This window comes from Nocardioides sp. (assembly GCF_035547795.1).
Classification (GTDB): domain Bacteria; phylum Actinomycetota; class Actinomycetes; order Propionibacteriales; family Nocardioidaceae; genus Nocardioides.
Map to the genome: position 1 here is coordinate 13,171 of NZ_DASZUF010000208.1, position 25,884 is coordinate 39,054.

The 25,884-nt window shown below is 71.6% G+C and carries 24 protein-coding genes; 21 read left to right on the top strand and 3 right to left on the bottom strand.

Annotated features, from left to right (window positions below):
* Positions 1–38: 38 nt before the first annotated feature.
* Together galT and galK are read left to right on the top strand one after the other, a co-directional pair.
* Positions 39–1,145: a galactose-1-phosphate uridylyltransferase gene (galT, locus tag VHA72_RS15510; protein ID WP_325576813.1), complete on the top strand. Its 1,107-nt coding sequence runs from the start codon at positions 39–41 to the stop codon at positions 1,143–1,145.
* Positions 1,142–2,311, top strand: a complete 1,170-nt coding sequence (gene galK / locus VHA72_RS15515) for a galactokinase (protein WP_325576815.1) — start codon at positions 1,142–1,144, stop codon at positions 2,309–2,311. Before galT ends, galK begins: the two co-directional genes overlap by 4 nt.
* Positions 2,312–2,329: 18 nt before the next feature.
* Here galK and VHA72_RS15520 read toward each other — a convergent pair whose 3' ends face one another.
* A complete protein-coding gene (locus tag VHA72_RS15520) occupies positions 2,330–3,088 on the bottom strand; it encodes a hypothetical protein (RefSeq protein ID WP_325576817.1) in 759 nt (252 codons plus the stop codon).
* Positions 3,089–3,243: 155 nt separating this feature from the next.
* On the opposite strand from VHA72_RS15520, the gene VHA72_RS15525 reads away from it, so the two are divergent.
* Positions 3,244–3,927 carry an HAD family hydrolase gene (locus tag VHA72_RS15525; protein WP_325576819.1) on the top strand — a complete coding sequence of 228 codons (684 nt, stop codon included), beginning with the start codon at positions 3,244–3,246 and terminating at the stop codon, positions 3,925–3,927.
* 211 nt (positions 3,928–4,138) lie between these two features.
* Positions 4,139–6,280, top strand: coding sequence for a DEAD/DEAH box helicase (locus tag VHA72_RS15530; RefSeq protein WP_325576821.1), 2,142 nt, complete (start codon positions 4,139–4,141; stop codon positions 6,278–6,280).
* A gap of 10 nt (positions 6,281–6,290) precedes the next feature.
* On the opposite strand, the gene VHA72_RS15535 is transcribed toward VHA72_RS15530, so the two are convergent.
* Positions 6,291–7,145 (bottom strand): RecB family exonuclease, encoded by an 855-nt coding sequence (locus tag VHA72_RS15535; RefSeq protein ID WP_325576823.1) that lies wholly within the window; start codon positions 7,143–7,145, stop codon positions 6,291–6,293.
* A gap of 63 nt (positions 7,146–7,208) precedes the next feature.
* Here VHA72_RS15535 and VHA72_RS15540 point away from each other — a divergent pair, with 63 nt between their 5' ends.
* The 8 genes from VHA72_RS15540 to dop all read left to right on the top strand — a co-directional run bounded on the left by VHA72_RS15540 (position 7,209) and on the right by dop (position 16,814).
* A complete protein-coding gene (locus tag VHA72_RS15540) occupies positions 7,209–8,357 on the top strand; it encodes a site-2 protease family protein (protein WP_325576825.1) in 1,149 nt (382 codons plus the stop codon).
* A gap of 10 nt (positions 8,358–8,367) precedes the next feature.
* Positions 8,368–9,360 (top strand): tRNA (adenine-N1)-methyltransferase, encoded by a 993-nt coding sequence (locus VHA72_RS15545; RefSeq protein WP_325576827.1) that lies wholly within the window; start codon positions 8,368–8,370, stop codon positions 9,358–9,360.
* A 72-nt stretch (positions 9,361–9,432) separates the two neighbouring features.
* Positions 9,433–11,163: a proteasome ATPase gene (arc, locus tag VHA72_RS15550; RefSeq protein WP_325576829.1), complete on the top strand. Its 1,731-nt coding sequence runs from the start codon at positions 9,433–9,435 to the stop codon at positions 11,161–11,163.
* 12 nt (positions 11,164–11,175) lie between these two features.
* Positions 11,176–11,376 carry a hypothetical protein gene (locus VHA72_RS15555; RefSeq protein WP_325576831.1) on the top strand — a complete coding sequence of 67 codons (201 nt, stop codon included), beginning with the start codon at positions 11,176–11,178 and terminating at the stop codon, positions 11,374–11,376.
* 77 nt (positions 11,377–11,453) lie between these two features.
* Positions 11,454–14,099 carry an ATP-binding protein gene (locus VHA72_RS15560; protein WP_325576833.1) on the top strand — a complete coding sequence of 882 codons (2,646 nt, stop codon included), beginning with the start codon at positions 11,454–11,456 and terminating at the stop codon, positions 14,097–14,099.
* Positions 14,100–14,171: 72 nt separating this feature from the next.
* Complete coding sequence (locus tag VHA72_RS15565; RefSeq protein WP_325576835.1) at positions 14,172–14,843, top strand: class I SAM-dependent methyltransferase; 672 nt, start codon at positions 14,172–14,174, stop codon at positions 14,841–14,843.
* Positions 14,844–14,863: 20 nt separating this feature from the next.
* Positions 14,864–15,238: a methyltransferase domain-containing protein gene (locus VHA72_RS15570; protein WP_325576837.1), complete on the top strand. Its 375-nt coding sequence runs from the start codon at positions 14,864–14,866 to the stop codon at positions 15,236–15,238.
* A 64-nt stretch (positions 15,239–15,302) separates the two neighbouring features.
* A complete protein-coding gene (gene dop / locus VHA72_RS15575; protein WP_325576839.1) occupies positions 15,303–16,814 on the top strand; it encodes a depupylase/deamidase Dop in 1,512 nt (503 codons plus the stop codon).
* On the opposite strand, the gene VHA72_RS15580 is transcribed toward dop, so the two are convergent.
* Entirely contained in the window at positions 16,801–17,355 is a 555-nt protein-coding gene (locus tag VHA72_RS15580; RefSeq protein ID WP_325576841.1) for a DUF421 domain-containing protein, read from the bottom strand. The two genes, dop and VHA72_RS15580, sit on opposite strands and share 14 nt — an antisense overlap.
* A gap of 50 nt (positions 17,356–17,405) precedes the next feature.
* On the opposite strand from VHA72_RS15580, the gene VHA72_RS15585 reads away from it, so the two are divergent.
* From VHA72_RS15585 to VHA72_RS15625, 9 genes are all read left to right on the top strand, one after another.
* Positions 17,406–17,603, top strand: coding sequence for a ubiquitin-like protein Pup (locus VHA72_RS15585; RefSeq protein WP_325576843.1), 198 nt, complete (start codon positions 17,406–17,408; stop codon positions 17,601–17,603).
* A 76-nt stretch (positions 17,604–17,679) separates the two neighbouring features.
* Positions 17,680–18,513 (top strand): proteasome subunit beta, encoded by an 834-nt coding sequence (prcB, locus tag VHA72_RS15590; protein WP_325576845.1) that lies wholly within the window; start codon positions 17,680–17,682, stop codon positions 18,511–18,513.
* Between the two features lie 2 nt (positions 18,514–18,515).
* Positions 18,516–19,358, top strand: coding sequence for a proteasome subunit alpha (gene prcA / locus VHA72_RS15595; protein ID WP_325576847.1), 843 nt, complete (start codon positions 18,516–18,518; stop codon positions 19,356–19,358).
* Between the two features lie 70 nt (positions 19,359–19,428).
* A complete protein-coding gene (locus tag VHA72_RS15600; RefSeq protein ID WP_325576849.1) occupies positions 19,429–20,193 on the top strand; it encodes a hypothetical protein in 765 nt (254 codons plus the stop codon).
* A gap of 69 nt (positions 20,194–20,262) precedes the next feature.
* On the top strand, positions 20,263–21,624 hold the full coding sequence (pafA, locus tag VHA72_RS15605; protein ID WP_325576851.1) for a Pup--protein ligase: 1,362 nt from the start codon (positions 20,263–20,265) through the stop codon (positions 21,622–21,624).
* Positions 21,625–21,681: 57 nt separating this feature from the next.
* A complete protein-coding gene (locus VHA72_RS15610; protein WP_325576853.1) occupies positions 21,682–22,716 on the top strand; it encodes an FKBP-type peptidyl-prolyl cis-trans isomerase in 1,035 nt (344 codons plus the stop codon).
* Positions 22,717–22,811: 95 nt separating this feature from the next.
* Positions 22,812–23,819 (top strand): FKBP-type peptidyl-prolyl cis-trans isomerase, encoded by a 1,008-nt coding sequence (locus tag VHA72_RS15615; protein ID WP_325576855.1) that lies wholly within the window; start codon positions 22,812–22,814, stop codon positions 23,817–23,819.
* A gap of 63 nt (positions 23,820–23,882) precedes the next feature.
* Complete coding sequence (locus VHA72_RS15620; protein ID WP_325576857.1) at positions 23,883–24,845, top strand: helix-turn-helix transcriptional regulator; 963 nt, start codon at positions 23,883–23,885, stop codon at positions 24,843–24,845.
* On the top strand, positions 24,842–25,846 hold the full coding sequence (locus VHA72_RS15625; protein WP_325576859.1) for a helix-turn-helix transcriptional regulator: 1,005 nt from the start codon (positions 24,842–24,844) through the stop codon (positions 25,844–25,846). Before VHA72_RS15620 ends, VHA72_RS15625 begins: the two co-directional genes overlap by 4 nt.
* The last annotated feature ends 38 nt before the right edge of the window (positions 25,847–25,884 follow it).

Sequence of the window (25,884 nt, forward strand, 5' to 3'; positions counted from 1 at the left end):
CAATTGCTTTCGATAACGAAAGTGCCTACCCTCGAAGAGTGGCCGACATCGTCAAGCGCCCGGCGTGGCTGGCCGACGGGCGCGAGCTGTTCTACTTCGACGACCCGGCGACGACCCTGCCCCCGGACCGGGCCGTCGACCGGCGGGATCTTCCGCCCCGCCCTGGCACCGCTGTGATGCGGCAGGACCCGCTGACCGGGGAGTGGATCTCGATCGCGACGGCGCGCCAGCAGCGCGTCCAGCTGCCACCCGCCGAGCTGGACCCGCTGGCGCCGCAGACGCCCGGCAATCCGTCCGAGATCCCGGCGCCGTACGACGTCGCCGTCTTCGAGAACCGCAGCCCGTCGTTCGGGCCCGCGAGCGCCCCCGATGCCGGCGACCTGGGCGGCATCGGGCTCAACCGGACCGCGCCCGCGGTCGGACGCTGCGAGGTGGTGTGCTTCAGTCCGCAGCACGAGGGCGCCTTCGGCTCCGTGGACCGGACCCGGGCGCGCACCGTGATCGAGGCGTGGGCAGACCGCACGGCGGCGCTCTCCGCACTGCCGGGTGTGGCCCAGGTGTTCCCCTTCGAGAACCGCGGCGAGGCCATCGGCGTGACCTTGCGGCATCCGCACGGCCAGATCTACGGCTACCCCTACGTCACGCCGCGGACGCAGCGCCTGATCGGGGCCATCGAGCAGTACGGCCCCACCCTGTTCGCCGACATTCTGGCCAGCGAGCGCGTCGGCGAGCGGGTGCTGCTGGCGGGCACGCACTGGACCGCGTTCGTCCCGTTCGCGGCGCGATGGCCGATCGAGATCCACCTGCTGCCGCACCGGCATGTCGCCGATCTGACGCAGACCACCGCCGAGGAGCGCGACGAGCTGGCGGTGGTCTACCTGCGGCTGCTGCGTGGCCTGGATGCGATGTACGAGACGCCGACGCCGTACATCGCCGGATGGCACCAGGCGCCGGTGCGCTCGCACCGCGACGTCGTCCGGCTGGCGCTGCAGATCACCAGCCCGCGCCGGGGCAGGGACAAGCTGAAGTACTCCGCCGGGAGCGAGGCGGCCATGGGAGCCTGGGTCGGGGACGTGCTCCCCGAGACGCAGGCCGACCAGCTGCGGGCGGCCATCGCCCGCGCGGACGAGGAGACGCCGGTATGACCGTCACGAGCAGCGTCGAGGCGGCCCGCGCCGGCTTCCGTACGGCGTTCGGCCGCGAGCCGGCCGGCGTGTGGTCGGCTCCCGGGCGGGTGAACCTGATCGGCGAGCACACCGACTACAACGAGGGGTTCGTGCTGCCGTTCGCGATCGACCGGCGGACCTATGTCGCGCTGGCCGCGCGCGAGGACCGCACGGCCCGGGTCGCCTCGGCAGGCGACTTCGACGACCGTGAGATCGACCTGGGCGGGATCACGGCGGCGACCATGAGCGGGTGGTCGGCGTACCCCTTCGGAACGGCGTGGGGGCTGGGCCGGGTCGGCGCCGACCTGGATCGGGTGGGCGGCTTCGACGCCTACTTCACCTCCGACGTGCCGCTCGGGGCCGGGCTCTCCTCGTCCGCGGCGCTGGAGTGCTCCCTGGCCGTCGCCCTCGACGAGACGTGGCGGCTCGACCTGGGCCGTGACCGGCTCGTCCGGGCGACCAACCTCGCCGAGAACCAGATCGTCGGCGCGCCCACCGGCATCCTGGACCAGTCCGCCTCCCTGCTCGCCGCGCCCGACGCGGTGCTCTTCCTCGACTGTCGGGACGGGACTCACGAGCTGGTCGCGCTCGGCCTGGAGGAGGAGGGGCTGACGGTGCTCGTGATCGACACCCGGGTCACGCACGCGCATGCGGACGGTGGCTACGCCTCGCGTCGGGAGGCGTGCGAGCGCGGGGCTCGGACGCTCGGCGTGCGCGCGCTCCGTGATCTCGAGGCCGACGACCTGGCGCGCGCGCAGCAGCTGCTGGACGAGGAGACCTTCCGCCGGGTGCGCCACATCGTCACCGAGAACCGGCGGGTGCTCGAGACCGTCGCGACGTTGCGCCGGCGGGGGCCCCGGGCGATCGGCGAACTCCTGCTCGCCTCGCACGCGTCGATGCGCGACGACTTCGAGATCTCCGTCCCCGAGCTCGATCGCGCGGTCGAGAGCGCGATGGCCGCCGGCGCCGTGGGCGCCCGGATGACGGGTGGTGGGTTCGGCGGGTCGGCCATCGCCCTGGTGGAGCGGGCCGGCGTCGACGCCGTCACGGAGCAGGTCCTGGCCGCGTTCGCGCGCGCGGGTCACGAGGAGCCCGAGATCTTCGCCGTCCAGCCCTCGGCCGGAGCACGGCGCGAGCAGGAGTGAGGGTCGCCGCGGTGCCGCTCACCGACTCACCCTGAAGCGGAGGACGTTGCTCCGGTACGGTCCGAACCCGAGCGGGAAGAACCTTCCACTGAACCGCAGCGAGGCCCGCCACGCTCCGGGCCACAGGCGCGGCAGCCTCACCACGGTCCTATCGCCGCTGACCCGGGCGTTCACGCGGAGCGTCCGCGTGCCGTGGTGCGGGGTCGGGGTGCGGAGCGTCACGTGCGCCCGGCCGCGCGGCGGCTGGTACTCGGTGGTCGCGGTGAAGACGATCGCCGCCCCGCGGTGCGACGTCTGCCGATGTGCCAGCGTGATCCTCGGGTGCCGCATGATGCCGCAGAACGGACGGCCCATGAAGTTGGCCGTGGTGCTGCTGAAGTCGAGGTGACTGGGGCTGTCGTACTGCCGGTCGCCGACGTAGAGGATCAGGTCGCCGGGGGCGTCGCCGGCCGCGATGGTGAACTCGAACAGCCCGGCCTTCATGCTCGCCTTGGTGATGACCAGCAGCTGGGGATACCTGACGGTGGAGCCGTCGACGGAGACGTACTGGCCGGTGTAGACGATCCGCCAGGCCGGGTCTCCGCTGGTCCAACCGACCGGTGGGTAGACCTTGACGTCGAGGCCCGGGGAGGCGCACCCGTTCAGGCTGACGTCGCTCTCGGTGGCGTCGAGTCCGTAGTCACTCGTCGCGGCCGAGGCCCCGGCGGTCGGCAGGACCAGAGCGGCGGCGAGCAGGGTGGTGAGGAGCGGCATCCACGGCCGCCGGGGCAAGGTCATGCGCCGATGCTGGCCGCAACCGCGCGAGGCCGGCGGCGGGTGACGCAGGGTTTACCCAATCGGAGGGAGTGGTCGTGCGGCCCGGTGCCGGGCGAGGCGGTGCCGTCGAACTAGGGTGGACCCGCACGGTCGTCACACGGAGCGCTTCGGAGGGCATGCTGAACACCGCCGCATCGAGAGAATCCGCCGGACGGCTCCCCGAGGCCGTGCTGTGGGACATGGACGGCACCCTGGTCGACACCGAGCCGTACTGGATCGACACGGAGTTCGCCATCGCCGAGCAGTACGGCGGCGCGTGGTCCCACGAGGACGCGCTGACGCTGGTCGGCAACGACCTGATCGAGTCCGGTCGCTACATCAAGAAGCGGATGGGCCTGGAGCAGAGCCCCGAGGAGATCGTCGAGATGCTGCTCGACGGCGTGGTGGCACGGGTGCAGCAGGCGGTGCCGTGGCGGCCCGGCGCCCGCGAGCTGCTCGCCGACCTGCACGGCCGCGGCGTGCGCTGCGCCCTGGTGACGATGTCCTACCAGCGCTTCGTGGCGCCGATCCTGGCGCAGCTGCCGGCCGAGACATTCTCGGTGATCGTGACCGGCGACCAGGTGAGCAACGGCAAGCCCCATCCGGAGCCCTACCAGACGGCCGCCGCCGCGCTCGGCGTACCTCCTCGGGAGTGCTTGGCTGTCGAGGACTCCAACACCGGAGCCAAGTCCGCCGAGGCCGCCGGCTGCACCGTGCTGGTGGTGGAGAACCACGTTCCGGTGCTGGCGGGGGAGCGGCGGATCTTCCGCCGGACCCTGGCCGGCATGAGCGCCGCGGACCAGCCCGCGCTGCTGCCGTAGGCGTCCAATCGCGGGCCCGCCCGGCGCCGTTCGTGGCGCCGGGCTACTCTTGGCCTTGAGCCTGGTGGTATCGGGCGCCGATCACGCGCTGTCGTGCAGCCGCGGGTCGAGATCGAATCATGAACCACCTTCGGGTGGCGTCGTCGGGGTGTCGCTGTCTCCGACGACGGCGAAGACAGCCACGTCTGCACGTGGCAGAAGAGGACTTGGTTTGGCCGGAGAGGGTCGGCGTGCCTCCGGGCGCACCCGGCAGAGCAAGCGCACCCGTCATCAGGACAACGTCGGGCTCATTCCCGTGTTGGCCAAGGCCGTGCGCGAGGTCGAGTCCGGCGTCACGCGCGGCCGGTCGGAGCGCACCCGGTTCCAGGTGGTGGCGCTGCTGGTGCGTGAGGAGCGCGCCCGGCTCAAGGCCGATCCGGAGCTGAGTGACCAGGCCCGCGCGGCCGAGCTGAAGCGGCTCGACGGCATCGCCAGCATCCTGGCCCAGACGGCCGCTCGCGAGCCGTCGCTCTTCTCGCTGCTGGGTGAGGACGCCGAGCAGACCTCCGCGACCCACCGGCTCAAGCGCGAGCTGCAGATCGCCGCCGGCATGGAGCCGGATCCCGAGACCGAGGCACCGGCGCGCCAGTTCGCCTCCACGGTGTCGACCGAGCGCCAGGTGGTGCCGGCCTCGATCGCCCGTGCGCAGCTGATGACGCCGTTCATGGCGCCCGACTTCGACGCGGTGCCGCCCCGCCCCGAGACTCGCCGGCTGGTCGGCTGGGAGCTGATCGGCCCACTGCTCAACTCCTTCGAGCACCCGGCGCCGGGCGTCTCCTCGTGCATGGAGCTGCCGCCGGCGCGGCCCGTCGCCGTACTGCCGCCGGGGTTGACGCTGATGGAGCACCAGTCCCGGCTGGTCGCCGCCGTCGCCGACGGCCACCGGACGTTCCTGCTCGCCGACGAGCCCGGGCTTGGCAAGACCGCCCAGTCGCTGTTGGCCGCCCAGGCCGCGGAGGCATACCCGCTGCTGGTGGTCGTCCCGAACGTCGTCAAGACCAACTGGGCCCGCGAGGCCGCCCGCTGGACGCCGGGCCGCAGCGTGAGCGTCGTGCACGGCGATGGCGAGGACGTCGACGGCTTCGCCGACATCATCGTGCTCAACTACGAGATCCTCGACCGGCACGTCGGCTGGATCGGCGAGCACGGCTTCCGCGGGATGATCGTCGACGAGGCGCACTTCATCAAGAACAAGAAGTCGCAGCGCTCCCAGCACGTCCTTGAGATCGCCGACCGGGTGCGACAGCGGGTCGCTCGCCCACTGATGATGGCCCTGACCGGCACGCCGCTGATCAACGACGTCGAGGACTTCCTGACCATCTGGCAGTTCCTCGGCTGGATCGGCGACAAGGCCCCGCGGGCCGCGCTGATGGCGAAGCTGGAGGCCACCGGCATGACACCGGCCGACTTCGGGTTCTATCCCGCCGCCCGCCAGGCCGTGGTCGACATGGGCATCGTGCGCCGTCGCAAGGTCGACGTCGCCGCCGACATCCCGGCGCGTCGGATCGCCGACCTGCCGGTCGAGCTCGACGAGGCCGACAGCCGATCCATCCGCGCCGCCGAGCGCGAGCTGGTGCTCCGGCTGGTCAAGCGCTACGACTCCGCCGTCGAGGCCCGGCGTGAGCACCGGGGCGTGGAGGTCGAGGGCATCGACCAGGAGCTGGTACGCCGCGTGGCCGGCTGGGAGCTGGCCGACGGCGAGGACTCCGCCACGGGCGACAACGTCTTCGCGATGGTGCGCCGGATCGGCCGCGCCAAGGCCGGCCTGGCGGCCGACTACGCCGCCCAGCTGGTGCGCAGCGCCGGCAAGGTCGTCTTCTTCGCCAAGCACCTCGACGTCATGGATGCCGCCGGAGAGGTGTTCGCCAAGCGCGACATCAAGTACACCGAGATCCGCGGCGACCAGTCCGCGAGCGCGCGCACCAAGGCGATCGACACCTTCGTCAACGACCCCGAGGTCGGCGTGATCGTCTGCTCGCTGACCGCCGCCGGCGTCGGCGTCAACCTCCAGGTCGCCTCCGACGTGGTGCTCGCCGAGCTGTCGTGGACCGACGCGGAGCAGACCCAGGCGATCGACCGGGTGCACCGCATCGGCCAGACCGAGCCGGTGACGGCCTGGCGAGTGATCGCGGCCCAGACCCTCGACACCCGCATCGCGGAGCTGATCGACCGCAAGGCCGGCCTCGCCGCCCAGGCGCTCGACGGGGCGGTCGCGGAGGAGGCCGTCTCCACCGCCGACATCCGGCTGGAGGCGCTGGCCCGGCTGCTCGCCGACGCGCTGGCCGAACGGGAGCAGGAGCGCGCGCAGAACTGAGTCAGCCCTGTCAGCCCTGCGCGACCGGCATCCGCTCCGGCAGCGGCGGAGGTGTCCCGCCGAACGCCGGGCACAGGCTCTGGTGTGCGCACCAGGAGCACAGCCGACTGGGGCTGGGCCGCCAGTCGCCGGACTCCTCGGCGGCCCGGATCGCCTGCCACAGCGCGACCAGCTTGCGCTCGGTGGCGCGCAGGTCGGCCTCGTCGGGGGTGTAGCGCAGCACCTCGCCGCTGCCCAGGTAGATCAGCTGCAGCATCGCCGGCAGGATGCCGCGCAGCCGCCACACCACCAGCGCGTAGAACCGCATCTGGAACAGCGCCTTGGCCTCGAAGCCCGGCCCGGGCGCCCGCCCGGTCTTGTAGTCGCTGATCCGCACCGCGCCGTCGGGGGCGACCTCCAGCCGGTCGATGAAGCCGCGCAGGAGGAGCTTCGAGTCGAGCAGGCTCTCGACGTACAGCTCGCGCTCGGTGGGCTCCAGGCGGCTCGGGTCCTCCAGCGTGAAGTAGCGCTCCAGGACGGTCCGGCAGGAGGTGAGCCAGTCGGCGCGCTCCTCCTCGGGCAGCATCGCGGCGAGCTCGGGCTCGGCCTCCTGGAGCGCCGCCCACGCCGGCTCGAGCATGCGCCGGGCGGTGTCGGGGGTGCGCTCGGCGGCGGGCAGGTCGAAGAGATCCTCCAGCACCTTGTGCACCACCGTGCCCCGCACCGCTGCCGGTGAGGGCGGCTCGGGAAGCCGGTCGATCGTGCGGAACCGGTAGAGCAGCGGGCAGGTCATGAAGTCGCTGGCCCGGCTCGGGGAGAGCGCTCCGAGCACGCTGACGCCGTCGACGGGGGTGGAGAGTGCCTCGGCGGGGGACAGCGTGCTCATGCGACCGACGATAGGCGAGACCTGCGACAGGATCGGGCAGGACCCGTCGAGTAGCCTGGAGACGTGGCCGACCATCGACCCTCACCGCCCCAACGGCCGCTCCCTCCGGGTGTCATGCGGCTGGGCCGGATCGCCGGCAGCGACGTGGTGCTCACCCCGTCCTGGTTCCTGATCGCGATCCTGATCGCGGTGATGGTGGCACCGGCGGTGGAGCAGGTCGAGCCCGGGCTCGGCGCGGCCAAGTACGTCGCCGGGCTGGCGTTCGCGGTGATCCTCTACGGCTCGGTGCTGCTGCACGAGGCCGCGCACGCGGTGATGGCACACCGGCTCGGCTATCCGGTCGGCCCGATCACGCTGAACTTCCTCGGCGGCGCCACCTCCATCGAGGACGAGTCCCGCCGGCCGCGCGACGAGTTCCTCATCGCGGTGGTCGGCCCGTTGACCTCGCTGGTCGTCGGCGGCGTCGGGGTGCTGCTGTGGTGGGCGGGACCGCACGGTCTGCTGCTGATGGCGGTGGAGGGACTGGCCGGCGCGAACCTGTTCGTCGGCGTGCTGAACATGGTGCCGGGGCTTCCGCTCGACGGTGGCCGGGTGCTGCGTGCCGCCATCTGGGGCGGCACCCGCGACATCCACAAGGGCACCATCGTGGCCGGCTGGATCGGCCGGATCGCCGCCGCGCTGGCGCTGCTGTGGCCGTTCTTCGAAGAGGAGGTCACCGGCAGCCAGCCGACCTTCTACGACTACCTGATCGGCTTCGTGGTCGCGCTGTTCCTGTGGGGCGGGGCGAGCGCGGCGATGGCCGGCGCGCGGTTCCGGCGGCGGATGCCGGACCTGGTCGCGCGCGACCTGGCCCGGCGCACGCTGGCCGTGCCCGCCGATCTGCCTCTCTCCGAGGCGGTACGGCGAGCCCACGAGGCGCAGGCGGGCGGCATCGTCACGGTGACGTCCACCGGGCAGCCGGTGGGCCTGGTCAACGAGGCGGCCCTGCGCGCCACGCCGGTCGAGCGCCGGCCGTGGCTGCCGACGGCCTCGGTGGCCCGGGCGCTCGTCGACGGGCTGTCGCTGCCGGCCACCATCCACGGCGAGGAGCTGGTGATGGCGATCACCCGGATGCCCGCGGGGGAGTACCTCCTGGTCGAGGAGGACGGCAGCATCTACGGCATCCTGGCGACCGCCGACGTGGATGCGGCCTTCCAGCGCGCCGCCGGTTAGATTGCGCCGCATGCCCGACGAGTTCGACCCCAGCTCCGACGTACCCGCCGAGGCCTGGTCGGGGGTGCACCGCGGGCCGCTGCGCGCTGGCGAGTGGGTGCGCCTGGTCGACGCCAAGGGACGCAAGCACAACGTCGAGCTGGTGCCCGGCAAGCGGTTCTTCTCCAACAAGGGTCACCTCGAGCACGACGACCTGATCGGCCGCGAGGAGGGCTTCACCGTCACCTCCTCGGTGGGTGGGGAGTACCTGGTGTTCCGGCCGCTGCTGTCGGAGTTCGTGGTCTCGATGCCGCGCGGCGCCGCCGTCGTCTACCCCAAGGACGCCGCCCAGATCGTGGCGATGGCCGACATCTTCCCCGGCGCACACGTCGTCGAGGCGGGCGTGGGCTCCGGGGCGCTGACCTGCTCGCTGCTGCGCGCGGTCGGGCCGCACGGCACGGTCTCCTCCTTCGAGCGCCGCGAGGAGTTCGCCGACGTCGCCCGCAGGAACGTCCACCAGTTCTTCGGCGACCTGCCGCCGACCTGGTCGCTGACGCTGGGCGACCTCCAGGAGGAGCTGCCGAAGGCCGGCGTGGGCGCCGACCGGGTCATCCTCGACATGCTCGCGCCCTGGGAGTGCGTGCCGGCGGCGGCCGACGCGCTGCGTCCCGGCGGAATCCTGTGCGCGTACGTCGCCACCACCACCCAGATGTCGATGTTCGTGGAGACGGTCCGGGTGCACGGCGGCTTCACCGAGCCGCAGGCATGGGAGTCGCTGGTGCGGGACTGGCACGTCGAGGGCCTCGCCGTACGGCCCGGACACAAGATGATCGGCCACACCGCGTTCCTGATCACGGCCCGGCGGCTGGCACCCGGGGCGACGCCGCTGCGCAAGACCCGGCGGCCCGCGCCGGGGGCCTACGGACCCGACTATCACGGGCCGCGCCCCGCCGACGCGGGGCCGATCGATCCGGCCGGCGCGGAGGCTCCGGAGGCCGGCGAGCGGACCGCAACCAATTCGTGACCAACTCGGCGAGATCTGCACTTCCTTTGTCACTGCACCCGGGTAGGGTCGCAGACCTAGGAGGTGTGACAGATGTCGACATCCGATGGTTTCACCGGCTCCGGCCACGGCTCGGGTGAGCGCGACCCGCGCTACGAGGCGCGCCCGGACCTGTCCACTGGGGTGCGCGGTCTCGAGAGCCGGCTGGCCGAGACGCAGCGTTCGCTCGCCGCGGTCACCGCCCAGAACGAGCGGCTCGCCGCCACCCTGCGTGATGCCCGCGACCAGATCCTCAAGCTCAAGGAGGAGGTCGACCGGTTGGCCCAGCCGCCGGCCGGCTTCGGCACGTTCCTGAGCGCGAACGAGGACGGCACCATCGACGTCTTCACCGGCGGCCGCAAGCTGCGGGTCACCGTCTCGCCGAACGTCGACGTCCCGGCTCTACGACGTGGCCAGGAGGTCATGCTCAACGAGGCGCTCAACGTCGTGGAGGCGCTGGAGTTCGAGAAGGTCGGCGAGGTGGTGATGCTCAAGGAGCTGCTCGCCGACGGGGAGCGGGCGCTGGTCATCGCGAACGCCGACGAGGAGCGGGTGGTGCGCCTGGCCGAACCGCTGCTCGGCGACCGGTTGCGCGCCGGCGACGCGCTGTTGCTGGAGTCCCGCTCGGGCTACGTGTACGAGAAGGTGCCGAAGTCCGAGGTCGAGGAGCTCGTCCTGGAGGAGGTGCCCGACATCTCCTACGAGGCGATCGGCGGTCTGGGCGACCAGATCGAGATGATCACCGACGCGGTCGAGCTGCCCTACCTCTACCCCGAGCTGTTCAAGGAGCACCAGCTCAAGCCGCCGAAGGGCATCCTGCTCTACGGGCCGCCGGGATGCGGCAAGACCCTGATCGCCAAGGCGGTCGCGAACTCGCTGGCCAAGAAGGTCGCGGCCAAGACCGGCGCCGAGGGGAAGAGCTACTTCCTCAACATCAAGGGCCCCGAACTGCTCAACAAGTACGTCGGCGAGACCGAGAGGCACATCCGACTGGTGTTCCAGCGGGCCCGGGAGAAGGCGTCGTCCGGCACGCCGGTCATCGTGTTCTTCGACGAGATGGACTCGCTCTTCCGCACCCGCGGCACCGGCGTCTCCTCCGACGTCGAGAACACGATCGTGCCGCAGCTGCTCAGCGAGATCGACGGCGTCGAGCTGCTGGAGAACGTGCTGGTCATCGGCGCGTCCAACCGCGAGGACATGATCGACCCGGCGATCCTGCGCCCGGGCCGGCTCGACGTGAAGATCAAGATCGAGCGGCCCGATGCCCAGGCCGCGCGGGACATCTTCAGCAAGTACCTCACCGACGACCTCCCGCTGCATCCCGACGACGTGCGGGAGTTCGGCGGCGACCGGCAGGTGACGGCGGCGGCGATGATCGACGCCACCGTGGAGCGGATGTACTCCGAGTCGGAGGAGAACCGCTTCCTGGAGGTCACCTATGCCAACGGTGACAAGGAGGTCCTCTACTTCAAGGACTTCAACTCCGGCGCCATGATCCAGAACATCGTCGACCGGGCCAAGAAGATGGCGATCAAGAGCTTCCTGGACTCCGGCCAGGACGAGGGTCAGAAGGGGTTGCGGATCAGCCATCTGCTGCAGGCCTGCGTGGACGAGTTCAAGGAGAACGAGGACCTGCCCAACACCACCAACCCCGACGACTGGGCGCGGATCTCCGGCAAGAAGGGCGAGCGGATCGTCTTCATCCGCACGCTCATCACCGGCAAGCAGGGCTCCGAGCCCGGGCGGTCCATTGACACGGTCGCCAACACCGGTCAGTACCTGTAGGGGGACGGCACGGTGTTCTGGTCGATCGTCGGGGCGGTTCTCCTCGTCCTGCTGGGCGGCGCCTGGATCTACGACCGGCGGCACAAAGTCGACATCCGGGTGCGCGGCAGCCGCCTCGAGGGCGCTGCCGCGCAGGCCCGCGCACAACTCGACGTGAACCACCTGTACGAGCCGAACCGCGGGGGTGGCGGGGGCATCAGTCCCGGACACTGACCCACTGGACGCGGCGGCCTGGTAGGAAGTGCCGCCAGGCCGTTGCCAGCGCGAGCAAACCGCCGGACGATCATCAGGTGGCAGCGGGACTGCTCGAGCGGGTCGACGAGCTCACACAGCTCGGCGCCGCGGCGCGGGCCGCGGCCGACGGCCGCGGCGTGGTGGCCCTCGTCCACGGTGAGGCGGGCATCGGAAAGACCGCCGTGGTCCAGGCACTGCCCTCCCGGCTGCCGGCCGGGACCCGGCTACTGGTGGGCTGGTGCGACGCGTTGTCCACGCCGCGCACCTTAGGCCCGCTCAAGGATGTCGCGGCTCAGCTCGGCAGCGGGGTGATGGCAGCCCTCGCGGCGGGGGAGCGGGACGCCGTGATGGCGGCGCTGCGCGACGCACTCGGCCAGGGACCCGTGACGGCCCTGGTCGTCGAGGATGCGCACTGGGCGGACGAGGCCACCGTCGACGCGCTCCGCTTCCTGGTCCGGCGGCTGCACGACCTGCGCCTGCTGCTGATGCTGACCTACCGCGACGACGAGCTGGTCGGCGACCACCCGCTCACCGACCTGCTCGGCGACCTCGGCCATGCCGAGGGCGTGGTGCGGCTGCCGCTGCGGCGGCTCTCCCGCCGCGCCGTGACCGAGCTCGTCGGCGACTGTCCGGTCGACCCGGCGGTCGTGCACCGGCTCACCGACGGCAACCCGTACCTCGCCACCGAGCTGATCGCCTCGGCCGGCCACGACGGCGTGCCGGCGACGGTCATCGACGGCGTGCTGGCCCGGCTGCGCCGGCTCCCGCCGGACGCGCAGGCGATCGTGGCGCAGCTCTCCGTGCTGCCGGGGGTGGTGCCCGGCGTACTCGTCGACACGCTGGCGGCCGGGTCGTGGCAGGCGATCGCCGCCGCCGAGCGCCGCGGCCTGCTCACCGTCGGCCTCGGCTCGGTGCGGTTCCGTCATGAGCTGACCCGGCAGGCGGTGCTCGACTCGCTGGGCGGGGCACGCCGGGTCGAGCTCGAGCGGGCGGCGCTGCGCGCCCTCGAGGTGACGAGCACCGCCGACCTGAGCCAGCTGGTCCACCATGCGGTGGCGTGCAGCGACGCGGCCTCACTGGCGCGCTACGGCCCGGCCGCGGCCCGCGAGGCGGTCGCGTCGGGCGCCCACCGCGAGGCGGTCCGCCACTACGAGACGGTGCTCGCGCACGAGGAGCTGTTCGCGCCGGCCGAGCTCGCCGACCTCTGGGACGAGTACGCCGTCGAGCTCTACACCACCGCCCTGGGCACCCGGATCGTGGCCGCGGGGCGCCGGGCGGTGGCGCTGCGACGCACCCTCGGCGAACCGGCGCCGCTGGCCCGCAGCCTGCGCTGGCTCTCCCGGTTCTGCTGGTACGCCGGCGAGCGCGCCGCGGCCGAGGAGGCCGCCGCACAGGCCCGCACCGCGGCCGAGGCGACCGACGACGAGGCCCTGGTGGGCCTCACCCTCAGCAACCAGGCCCAGCTCGCGATGCTGGCCGACGAGGAGGAGCAGGCGATCGCGCTCGCGGAGCGAGCCGTCGGGATCGCCCGCCGAACCCACGACGCCGCGCTGCTGTCGCACGCGCTCAACAACCTGGGCACCGCGCTGTTCCGGCGCGGCGACGACGGCCGGGCGGCGCTGGACGAGTCGATCGCGGTGGCGCTCGCGGTCGACGACCACGAGGACGCCTGCCGCGGCTACGTGAACCTGGGCTGGGCCCTGCTCGACCGCTACGACCTCGACGCCGCCGAGACGCTGGTGCGCGAGGGCATCGCGCATGCGGCGCAGGCGGAGTTCCTGGCGTTCTGGCAATACCTGCAGGCGGTCTGGGCGCGGGTCCAGCTCGGCCGGGCGCGCTGGGCCGAGACCCGGGCGACGCTGATGCGGCTCTCTCCGGATGCGCCGCCCTCGTGGTGCGTCGCGCTCGGCGTGCGGGCGTGTCTGGAGGCCAGGACCGGCACCGGTGACCCGATCGCCGTCGTGCGCGAGGGCTGGGCGCTGGCACGGCGCCTGGACGAGCCGCAGCGGATCCTGCCGATGGCCGCCGCCGCGCTCGAGGTGGCGGCGCTGACCGCCACCAGGCCGGTGCTGGAGGCGACCGCCGTCTACCGCGAGGCCCGCCGACAGGGCGAGGCACACCTGGTCGCCGAGCTCGGCTACCGGCTGGGCGCCGTCGGCGCGCCGATCGAGGACGCCCAGGACCTGGCGGCGCAGGCGCCGGACTCGCCGTACGCCCTGATGGCGGTCGGCCGCTGGCAGGAGGCGGCGGCGCGATGGCGGCTGCTGGGCTGGACCTATCAGCAGGCCGAGGCGCTGGCGCACAGCCCGGACCTGGCCGACAACCTGGCCGCGCTGGAGATGCTCGACCGGATGGACGCGGTCGCCCTCGCCCAGCGGGTACGGCGCAGCCTGCGCGGTCGAGGAGCCACCGGCGTGCCGCGCGGACCGGCCCCGGCCACCCGCATCGACCCGGCCGGCCTGACCGCCCGGCAGCGCGCGGTGATGCGCCACCTCGCGGACGGGCTGACCAACGCCGAGATCGCGGCCCGGCTGACCCTGTCGGTGCGCACCGTCGACAGCCACGTGGCGGCGATCCTGGCCAAGCTCGGCGTCGGGACGCGTCAGGAGGCGGCGGAGCGCTATCGCGCCCTGGCCGGGGAGGCCGCCCGGGTGCCCGAACCGCGAGCCGATCTCGGTAGCCGGCTGGACCGATCTCGGTAGCCGTCACCGATGCGTGGGGTCCTGGCGGGGCCGTAGAACACCGGAAGGACATCTCACCAAGGGAGCAGGGACATGACACAGATCGATGAGGACAGGTTCACCGAGCTGTTGCACCACTTCGTCGGCGACCTGGGCGCCACCATCGGGGCCGGAGGGATCGTGATCGGCGACCAGCTGGGCCTCTACCGCGCCCTCGCCGGAGGACCGATGCGACCCGAGCAGCTGGCCGCGGCCACCCAGACCGCGCCGCGCTACGTCGAGGAGTGGCTGCGCGGGCAGGCGGCGGGCGGCTACGTCACCTACGTCACCTACGACGCCGACACGCAGACCTACTCGCTGACACCGGAGCAGGCGTTCGCGCTGACCGACCCGGACGGGCCGGTCTTCCTACCGGGCGCGTTCCAGCTCGCGCTGGGCGCGCTCAAGGCCACCCTGCGGGTGGCCGACGCCTTCCGCAGCGGTGAGGGGATCGGCTGGCACGAGCACGACGGCGAGGTCTTCGCCGGTACCGAGCGCTTCTTCCGTCCCGGGTACGCCGCCAACCTGATGTCGTCGTGGATCCCGGCGCTGGAGGGCGTCGAGGAGCGGCTCGCCGCCGGCGGCGCGGTGGCCGACGTGGGCTGCGGCCTGGGTGCCTCGACCATGCTGATGGCGCAGGCGTTCCCGCACGCCACCTTCACCGGGTCGGACTACCACGACCGGTCGATCGGATCGCCCGCAAGCACGCCGCGGACCTGGGCCTGACCGATCGGGTCGGCTTCGAGGTGGCCGGGGCGACCGACTTCCACGGCGGTCCCTACGACCTGGTGACGACGTTCGACTGCCTGCACGACATGGGTCACCCGGTGGCCGCCGCCCGGCACATCCACGAGCGGATGGCGCCGGACGGCACCTGGCTGGTCGTGGAGCCGATGGCCGCCGACACGGTCGAGGGAAACCTCAACCCGGTCGGGCGCGTGTACTACTCGTTCAGCGCCTTCCTGTGCGTGCCCAACGCGGTGTCCCAGGGCGGTGCCCGCACGCTCGGGGCGCAGGCCGGCGAGGCCGCGATCCGGCAGGTGACGCAGGAGGCCGGCTTCACCCGGTTCCGGCGAGCGGCACAGACGCCGTTCAACCTGATCTACGAGGTACGGCGGTAGTCGGGACGGCCGGCGGCGCGCCCGGCGGGCCACGGCGGCTCCCGCCCCGGCGTAGGCTCGACCCATGAGCGTGCGTCGGGTGATGGGGACCGAGGTCGAGTACGGCATCTCCGTGGCCGGGCAGCCGCTGGCCAACCCGATGGTGGCCTCCTCGCAGGTCGTCAACGCCTACGCGAGCGCCACCCTCCGGGCCCGCCGGGCACGGTGGGACTTCGAGGAGGAGTCGCCGCTGCGCGACGCCCGCGGCTTCGACATGTCGCGTCACGTGGCGGATCCCAGTCAGCTCACCGACGAGGACCTCGGCCTGGCCAACGTGATCCTGACCAACGGCGCCCGGCTCTACGTGGACCACGCCCACCCGGAGTTCTCCACCCCCGAGGTGACCACGCCGCTGGACGCGGTGCGCTGGGACAAGGCCGGCGAGCAGATCATGCTGGACGCCACCAAGGCGGCTCAGCGGCTGCCGGGCAGCCCGCAGATCATGCTCTACAAGAACAACACCGACAACAAGGGCGCCTCCTACGGTGCCCACGAGAACTACCTGATGCGGCGTGCCACGCCGTTCGCCGACATCGTGCGCCACCTGACGCCGTTCTTCGTGAGCCGGCAGGTCGTCGTCGGGGCGGGCCGGGTCGGCATCGGCCAGGACGGCAAGCGGCACGGCTTCCAGATCAGCCAGCGGGCCGACTTCTTCGAGGTCGAGGTCGGGCTGGAGACCACCCTCAAGCGGCCGATCATCAACACCCGCGACGAGCCGCACGCCGACCCCGAGAAGTACCGCCGGCTGCACGTGATCATCGGCGACGCCAATCTGGCCGAGGTCTCGACGTACCTCAAGGTCGGCACCACCTCGCTGGTGCTCGCCATGATCGAGGACGGCTTCCTCAGCCGCGACCTCACCGTCGAGAACCCGGTCGCCGCGTTGCGGGCGGTCAGCCACGACCCGACGCTCAAGCACCAGGTCACCCTGGCCGACGGCCGCACCATCACCGGGGTGCAGCTGCAGCTGGAATACCTCGACCTCGCCAAGAAGTACGTCGAGGACCGCTACGGCGCCGACGCCGACGCCCAGACCGTCGACATCCTGGCGCGTTGGGAGTCGGTGCTGGACCGGCTCGAGCGGGACCCGATGCTGTGCGCCGGCGAGCTGGACTGGGTGGCCAAGCTCAAGCTGCTGCAGTCCTACCGCGACCGCGACGGACTCGACTGGGACGACGCCAAGCTGCACCTGATCGACCTGCAGTACGCCGACATCCGCCCGGAGAAGGGCCTCTACCACCGACTGGTGCGCGCCGGCCGGATCGAGCGCCTGCTCGACGACACGAGCGTCGAGGCGGCCATGCACGAGCCGCCGGCCGACACCCGCGCCTACTTCCGCGGCCGCTGCCTGGAGAAGTACGCCGCCAGCATTGCCGCGGCCAGCTGGGACTCGGTGATCTTCGACCTGCCCGGCCACGAGTCACTGCAGCGGGTGCCCACCATCGACCCGCTGCGGGGCACCCGCACGAGCGTCGGCGCGCTGATCGACGCGAGTGCGACCGCCGAGGAGCTGTTCGAGGCGCTCACCCACGGATAGCCGCCAGGATCGCGTCCAGCTTGGCCTCCAGCCGGGCCACGTCACCGGCCGTGGCCGACTCGTCCTCCGCGTTCAGAGTCGCCACGATGGCGCCACCGGGCTCGATGGTGACCCGCTCGACCTCCGCCACCGAGTTCGCGTTCTGCCGGCGCAGGGCCGCGTCGACGTCGGCCTGCCGCAGCCCCTCGGCGCGCAGCGCCTGCTCGTCCCAGCGGCCGTCGCGGGCCAGGACCGTCGCGGTGCCCTCCATCACCCGAGCCAGCCGGTCGGATCGGCGTACCAGCCGGACCACGGCGGCGTTGACGGCGATCAGCACCACCGCGCCGATCGCGCCGCCCAGTAGGGAGTTGTCCGGGCCGATCACCGCGTTCTGCACGACGTTGGACAACAGCAGCATCACCACCAGGTCGAACGCGTTGAGCTGGGCGAGGTCCCGCTTCCCGACCAGCCGCAGGATCACCGCCAGCAGGAGATAGACGGCCACGGTGCGGACGATCTTGTCGGGCAGTGAGATCTGGAGGTGCATGAGGTCGTTCCACATGGGCCCACGATCCCAGAATTCCCATGCAGCCTTCGGCTAGGTTTGGAGGCATGGCACAGGAACAGAAGCAGCCGCGGAAGTCCGAGGCCGACGAAGAGGCCGTCGAGACCTCGCCGGAGACCGATGTCGCCGAGCGCAAGGAGGCGCTCGACCAGGACATCGACGACATCCTCGACGAGATCGACGACGTCTTGGAGACCAACGCCGAGGACTTCGTGAAGTCGTTCATCCAGAAGGGCGGCCAGTGACCGAGCGAAGCGAGGGCACCGTCCAGTACAGGCCCACTTGTGCCTCGTCGGCGCACGGAGCGAAGCGAGTACGCCGATGAGCACATCGCGCATCCCGGCGTCGTACATGACTCCGGGCAGTTCCTCCTTCGCCGACTTCTTGGCGAGCGCCCAGCCGGACCTGCTGCCGGGCCGCCGCACCCTGCCGATGGGAGACGCGGCCGGCCTGGCGCCGCACGGCACCACCATCGTGTCGGTGACCTACGCCGGCGGCGTGGTGATGGCCGGTGACCGGCGCGCCACGATGGGCAACGTCATCGCCCAGCGCGACATCCAGAAGGTCTTCCCGGCCGACGAGTTCTCCTGCGTCGGCATCGCCGGCACGGCCGGCCTGGCGGTCGAGATGGTGCGGCTGTTCCAGGTCGAGCTGGAGCACTACGAGAAGATCGAGGGCTCCACGCTCTCCCTCGACGGCAAGGCGAACCGGCTCTCCGCGCTCATCCGCGGCAACCTCGGGATGGCGATGCAGGGTCTGGCGGTGGTCCCGCTCTTCGCCGGCTTCGACCTGGAGCAGAACATCGGCCGGATCTTCTCCTACGACGTCACCGGCGGCCGCTACGAGGAGACCGCGTTCCACTCGGTCGGCTCCGGATCGATGTTCGCCCGCGGCGCGCTGAAGAAGCTCTACCGCGACGACCTGGACGAGACCGGTGCCGTCACCGCCGTCGTCCAGGCGCTCTACGACGCCGCCGACGACGACTCGGCGACCGGTGGCCCCGACATGACCCGCCGGATCTTCCCGGTGGTGCACATCATCACCGCGGACGGCGGCCGACGGCTGCCCGACGCGGAGGTGGCGGCCGTGGCCGACCGGGTGGTCGGCGGCCGGATGCGGCGACCCGACGGACCGATCGCGGAGCTGGAGGCCTGAGCGTGAGCATGGGATTCGGGTACGTCAGCCCCGAGCAGCTGATGAAGGACCGGGCGGACTTCGCCCGGAAGGGGATCTCGCGGGGGCGGTCGGTCGTCGGCCTGCAGTACGCCGACGGGCTGCTGTTCGTCAGCGAGAACCCGTCGGCGGCGCTGCACAAGGTCAGCGAGATCTACGACCGGATCGCCTTCGCCGCGGTCGGTCGCTACAACGAGTTCGAGAACCTGCGCATCGCGGGCGTCCGGCTGGCGGACATGCGCGGCTATTCCTACGACCGGCGCGACGTGACCGGGCGGGGCCTGGCCAACGCCTACGCCCAGACCCTCGGCACGATCTTCAGCTCGGGCGGGGAGAAGCCCTACGAGGTCGAGCTGTTCGTCGGCGAGATCGGCGACACGCCGGCCGACGACCAGCTCTACCGGCTCACCTACGACGGGCAGGTCGCCGACGAGCACGGCTTCGCGGTGATGGGCGGCGCGGCCGACGTGGTGGCCGGCTACCTCAAGGAGCGCTACGTCGAGGGCGCCGGACTGGCCGACGCGCTGCGACTGGCGGTGGCCGCGCTCGGGCACGCGGGCAACGGCGACGGTGACCGGGTGATCCCGGTCGACGACCTCGAGGTGGCAGTGCTCGACCGCACCCGCAGCCAGCCGCGGAAGTTCTCCCGGCTCAGCCCGGCGCGGCTGAACACGCTGCTCGGCGACCGCGGCGCGACCTCCGCACCGCAGTCCCCGGAGGTCACTGCCGCCGAGGTGGCCCCCTCCGAGGTGCCCCCGCCGGCTCGGCCGCAGCCGCCCACGACCGGGAACGAGGGCGGTGAGCCGCCGGTGGCGCCGCCGTTGTGAATCGGCTCCGCACGCGGCCGCGGCACGGTAGCGTCGCCTGCCGTCCGTCCTCTCGTCTGCAGGAGCGCACATGCGTCGGCTCAGCACCGTCCTTATCGTCGCGGCGGCCGTCGCCGCTCTGGTCCTCGGCAGTGACTACGTCTCCTACGCGGCGACTGGGAAGAGCCTGCTGCTCGGCAAGCTCAACCGGTCGCCGAAGGCGACTGCACTGGCCCGCACCAAAGCTGGCCCGGTACTCGACCTGCGCACCAAGAGCGGCAGCGACGCACCGCTGCGGACCAACGGCACCGGCCTGGTCCAGAACCTCGACGCCGACCTGCTCGACGGCCACCACGCCGCCGACTTCGCACCCGACACGCTGGTGGGGCAGGTCGCCGGGCTGACGAGCGGCCAGGGCGCGCTGCAGTCGCAGGCGGCCACGCTCGGCTCGCAGGTCGGGACCTTGCAGTCAACGACGAGCACGCTGGGGTCGCAGATCGGGACCCTGCAGTCGCAGACGAGCACGCTCCAGTCGCAGACCACCAGCCTGGCCGGGAGCATGCCCACCTCGGCGTACGTGTCGTGGTCGGCACAGATCAACGGTCCGGTCATCGAGGGTCCCGCCGTCATGTCAGCGGCGTGGGACGGCAGCCAGGGCAGGTGGAAGCTCACCCTCCCGCAGCCGTTCAGCTACAGCGGTCAGGCCGTGAACGTGACTCCGATCGACTGCCCGAAGGTCGAGGACTCGATCACCGCGCTGGCGGGTGGGCAGCTCGCGGTGCAGTTCTGGAACTACAGCGGGAGCGCCTATCAGGCCGCCCAGTGCGACTTCTATCTCACCATCACGCCGTACTGAGCCACGCCCACACCAACCGGGGCGCGTTTTCGCCGCACCAGCCCTGGAGCCCGGGTCTAGTGTTTCAGCATGGACCGGCGGATCTTCGGGATCGAGAACGAGTACGGCGTCACGTGCACGTTCCGCGGCCAGCGGCGGCTGAGCCCCGACGAGGTGGCGCGCTACCTGTTCCGCAAGGTGGTCAGCTGGGGCCGCTCCAGCAACGTGTTCCTGCGCAACGGCGCCCGGCTCTACCTGGACGTGGGCAGTCATCCCGAGTACGCCACGCCCGAGTGCGACGACGTCGTCGAGGTCGTCACCCACGACAAGGCGGGGGAGCGGGTGCTGGAGGGCCTGCTGCTCGACGCCGAGCAGCGGCTGCACGACGAGGGCATCGCCGGCGAGATCTACCTGTTCAAGAACAACACCGACTCCGCCGGGAACTCCTACGGCTGCCACGAGAACTACCTGGTCAGCCGAGCCGGTGAGTTCAGCCGGCTGGCCGACGTCCTGATCCCGTTCCTGGTCACCCGGCAACTGATCGTCGGCGCGGGGAAGGTCACCCAGACTCCGCGCGGGGCCGGCTACAGCATCAGCCAGCGCGCCGAGCACATCTGGGAGGGCGTCTCGTCGGCCACCACCCGCAGCCGGCCGATCATCAACACCCGCGACGAGCCGCACGCGGACGCCGAGAAGTACCGCCGGCTGCACGTCATCGTGGGTGACTCGAACATGTCCGAGACCACCACGATGCTCAAGATCGCCTCCTGCGACCTGGTGCTGCGGATGATCGAGGAGGGCGTGGTGATGCGCGACCTCACCCTCGAGAACCCGATCCGGGCGATCCGCGAGATCGCGCACGACCTGACCGGCCGACGCAAGGTGCGGCTGGCCAACGGCCGCGAGGCGAGCGCCCTCGACATCCAGGCCGAGTACCTGGCCAAGGCTCGTGACTTCGTCGACCGACGCCAGCTCTCCACCCCGACCATCGAGCGGGCGCTCGACCTGTGGGAGCGGGGCCTGAAGGCGGTCGAGTCGGAAGACCTCAGCCTGGTGGACCGGGAGATCGACTGGGTGATCAAGTGGAAGCTGTTGGAGCGCTACCGCACCAAGCACGGCCTGCCGCTGGGACACCCGCGGATCGCCCAGCTCGACCTGGCCTACCACGACATCCACCGCGGCCGCGGGCTCTACTACCTGCTCGAGCGCAAGGGCGCGGTCGCCAGAGTGACCACGGACCTGAAGATCTTCGAGGCCAAGTCGGTGCCGCCGCAGCGCACCCGGGCGCGGCTGCGTGGGGAGTTCATCAAGAAGGCCCAGGAGCGGCGTCGGGACTTCACCGTCGACTGGGTGCACCTCAAGCTGAACGACCAGGCCCAGCGCACCGTGCTGTGCAAGGACCCGTTCAAGGCGCACGACGAGCGGGTGCAGCGGCTCATCGACGGGATGTAGCCGCGCCGTACTCGCCTCACCAGCACCTTCGGACACGGGTCAGCCTCGGCCGATAGGGTGTCGCTGCCACATCCGCCGTTCGAGAAGGTCTCCATCGTGCGCCTGCGTCGCTCCGCATCCCTGGTCGTCTCCGCCGCCATCGTCCCGGCGCTCGCCGCCTGCGGCTCCACGAAGGTCGGCTACGGCGACCCCACCGCCGAGGGCTTCTCGGCGGTGTCCATCAGCGGCGACCCCGGAAAGGCGCCGACGGTGAAGTGGCACGAGGCGATGGCCTACCCGAAGAGCACCACCGTCAAGACGCTGGTCAAGGGCACCGGCGCGCCGGTCGCGAGCGGCGACAGCGTCAGCGCCTACATCTGGATCGGCGACGGCACCACCAAGCTCGAGGCATACAGCGACTACAGCAACGGCAGCCCCGAGACCATCACCAACGACGGCAAGATGGGCGCGGTCTGGACCAAGATCCTCAAGGGCGCCCACTACGGCGATCGGATCGCGGCGGTGACCAGCTCGGTCGCCCTGCTGGGCGACGCCGGCAATCCGCAGCTGGGCATCGGCACTCACGACAGCCTCGTCGTGGTCGTCGACGTGATCAAGAAGACCAAGCCCGAGCCGAGCACCAGCCCCTCGGCCAGCCCGACCACCCCGGCGCTGAGCGGCCCGAAGGGCAAGGCCCAGCCGGCGCCGGCGTGGATGCCGAAGCTCGAGCTCTCCGGTGGCAAGACCAGCGCCCCGAAGGGGATGGACTTCACCGGTGTGAAGAAGCCGAACCCGAACGGCAAGCTCAAGCGCGCCATCCTGATCAAGGGCACCGGCCCGAAGGTCAAGGCCGGCCAGACGATCACCGCCAACTACTACGGCATGGTCTACGGCGCCACCACGCCCTTCGACGAGAGCTACTCCAAGACCCCGCTCACCAGCGCGCTCTCCGGCCTGGTGCAGGGCTGGCAGCAGGGCCTGGTCGGCGTACCGGTGGGCAGCCGGGTCTTCCTGCAGATCCCGCCGGCGCTCGGGTACGGCGACGCCGCCCAGTCCGGCATTCCGGCCAACTCGACGCTCTACTTCGTGCTGGACGTGCTCGCCGCGAACTAGTCACGAAACAGCCACGAATTCGCCCCGCGCTCAGGGCTCGTTCAGGGTCTGCGGCTAGCGTGGCACGACCATCTCCCACCAGAAGGTCCGATTCTGTGCTTCGACGACTCCGTCGCCCGACCGCCGCTCTCGTCCCCCTCCTCCTGATCCCGGCCCTGGCCGCCTGCGGGGGCAACTCGAACAAGAGCGCCGGTGACAGCGGCAGCACCAACAGCAGCGCCAGCGCGGCCGCGGGGCTCTCGGCCGTCTCCTTCACCGGGGACGTCGGCAAGAGCCTGACCGCGACGTGGCACAACAAGATCGCCACCCCGAAGACGACGACCGTGAAGACCCTGGTCAAGGGCACCGGCGACGCCATCGCCTCCGGCGACTCGGTGAGCACCTACCTGTGGATCGGTGACGGCACCACCAAGAAGGTCGCCTACAGCGACTACACCAACGGCGCGCCGGAGTCGCTGCCGAACAACGGCCAGATGGGTGCCGTGTTCGACAAGCTGTTCAGCGGTGCGACGTACGGCTCCCGGGTGGTGGCGGTGACCACGCCGGCCGATCTGCTCGGCTCGGCCTCGGCCGGCTCGCAGCTGGGCATCGGCGCCGACGACAGTCTGGTCGTCGTGGCGGACATGGTGAAGAAGGCCCCGGTCTCGCCGACGCCGTCGGACGACAAGGCCCACGACGTGCCTGCCAGCAAGATGCCCGCGGTGGTAACCAAGAACGGCAAGCCGACCGGCCTGGACTGGAAGGGCGTCAAGAAGCCCGCGCTGACCACCCCGGTGCAGCGCACGATCCTGAAGAAGGGCACCGGCGCGAAGGTCAAGTCCACCGACACGCTGACGATCAACTACCTGGGCGAGGTCTACGGCGCCAAGAAGGCGTTCGACGAGAGCTACTCCAAGACGCCCTACACCGCCGCGCTGAGCGACCTGATCCAGGGCTGGTCGATCGGCCTGACCGGGGTGAAGGTCGGCAGCCGGGTCCTCCTCCAGATCCCGCCGGCTTACGCCTACGGCGCCGAGGGCAGCGGGTCGGACATCCCGCCGAACGCGACGCTGTGGTTCGTCATCGACGTGGTCAAGGCGCAGGCGGCCTCGGCGGCACAGTAGGCGCACCTCACCTCGCGCCATGGCCTAGGCTCGTCCCTGCCAGCATCCAGCGAAGGGAGACCCGTGGCCGCGGCCAAGACCGAGCGCCTGATGAACCTGCTCATCATGCTGCTGGTCCAGCGTGGCTACGTCACCCGGGACCGGATCCGCGAGGTGCTCTACCGTGACTCGTCCGACGAGGCGTTCATGCGGATGTTCGAGCGAGACAAGGAGGAACTGCGCAGCCTCGGCGTCCCGATCGAGACCGGCAACGTCGACGCGTTCTTCGAGGACGAGCCGGGCTACCGGATCAGCCCCGACCGGTTCGCGCTGCCGCCGATCGAGCTGACCGGTGACGAGGCCGCCGTGGTCGGGCTCGCCACCAAGGTGTGGGAGCACGCCCGGCTGGCCGAGGCGACCACCGAGGCGGTCCGCAAGCTGACCGCCGCCGGCGCCGAGGTGGACGTGGCCGCGCTCGACCTGGTCGAGCCGCGGCTGGCCGCCGAGGAGCCATCCTTCGACGTCTTCTTGACAGCCGTGCAGGAGCACACGCCGGTGCGGTTCGACTACCGCGCCGCCGGAGGGACCGACGTGACCACCCGGCGTGTGCAGCCCTGGGGTGTCGTTCGGTTCTCCGGTCGCTGGTACGTCGTCGGCTATGACGTCGATCGGGCCGACCGCCGCGTCTTCCGGCTCTCCCGGGTAGTGGGGGAGGCGCGCATCGACGGGGAGCCGGGCAGCTACGACGTACCGCCCGGGACCGACGTGGGCGCGATCGCCCGCGCGACCCTGCGGCCCGACCGACCGCGGGAGCCCGCGGTGCTGCTGGTTCGCGCCGGCTCGGGGCACAGCCTGCGGCGGCGGGCGGCCACGGTCGAGCCCGGGGTGCCCGGCCCCGACGAGGGGGCCTGGGACCGGCTGCGCCTCGCCGACCCGCCCTTCGACCTGGCGGGCGAGATCCTGGCCCACGGCCCCGACGTGTACGTCGAGGAGCCTCCAGCACTGCGCCAGCAGGTGATCGATCGTCTTCAGGGGGTGCTGGCATGAGCAGCGCGGCGTCGGGCGCCAAGGAGCAGGTGGCCCGGCTGCTGACGCTGGTGCCCTACCTCCATGCCCGGGGCGGCGTGCGGCTCGACGAGGCGGCCCGCGACCTCGGCGTACCCGCCCGGCAGCTGGTCAAGGACCTGCGGGTGCTGTTCCTGTGCGGGCTGCCCGGTGGCTATCCCGACGACCTGATCGACGTCGACCTCGACGCCCTGGTCGCGCCTGGCGGCGATCGGGTGATCCGGGTCGCGAACGCCGACTACCTGTCCCGGCCGCTGCGGCTGTCCACCACCGAGGCCACCGCGCTGATCGTGGCCCTGCGGGCGCTGCGTGGCGGAGCGGTGAGCGAGGCCGCGGCCGAGGTCGTGGACCGGGTGCTGGCCAAGCTCGAGCGCGCCGTCGCCGACGGTGCTGCCCCGGTGGGCTTGGCCGTGGAGGTGCCCGCCGAACCGCAGGAGCGCGAGCAGGCCGCCCGTAAGGCGCTGCTGCAGCAGGCACTCGGCAGTGGCCGCCAGGTGCGGATCGCCTACTTCGTGCCGAGTCGCGACGAGGAGTCCGAGCGGGTGGTCGACCCGCGTGGCCTGGTCACGCATGCGGGCAACGACTACCTGGACGCGTACTGCCACAGCGCCGAGGCGCCGCGGCTGTTCCGGCTCGACCGGATCCGGGAGGCGACGGTGCTCGACACGCCGATCGCCACCGAGCCGACAGGGCCGCGCGACCTCGCCGAGGGGCTGTTCGCGCCGGGGGAGGATCTCACCGTGGCGACGCTGCGGCTGGCGCCCGAGGCCCGCTGGGTGACCGAGTACTACCCAGTGCTCGACGTACGATCCGTGGACGACGGCGCGCTCGAGGTCGACCTGCAGATCGCCGACCCGCGCTGGCTGGCCCGGCTGGTGCTGCGGCTGGCGCCGCACGCCACCGTGCTGACGCCGGAGGGGATAGCGACGGACGTGGCGCGCGCGGCCCGGGAAGCGCTCGGGCACTATGGTGCACGAGCGTAGGATGTTGGCGTAAGCCACCGAGGTTTGAGAGGTCCCGA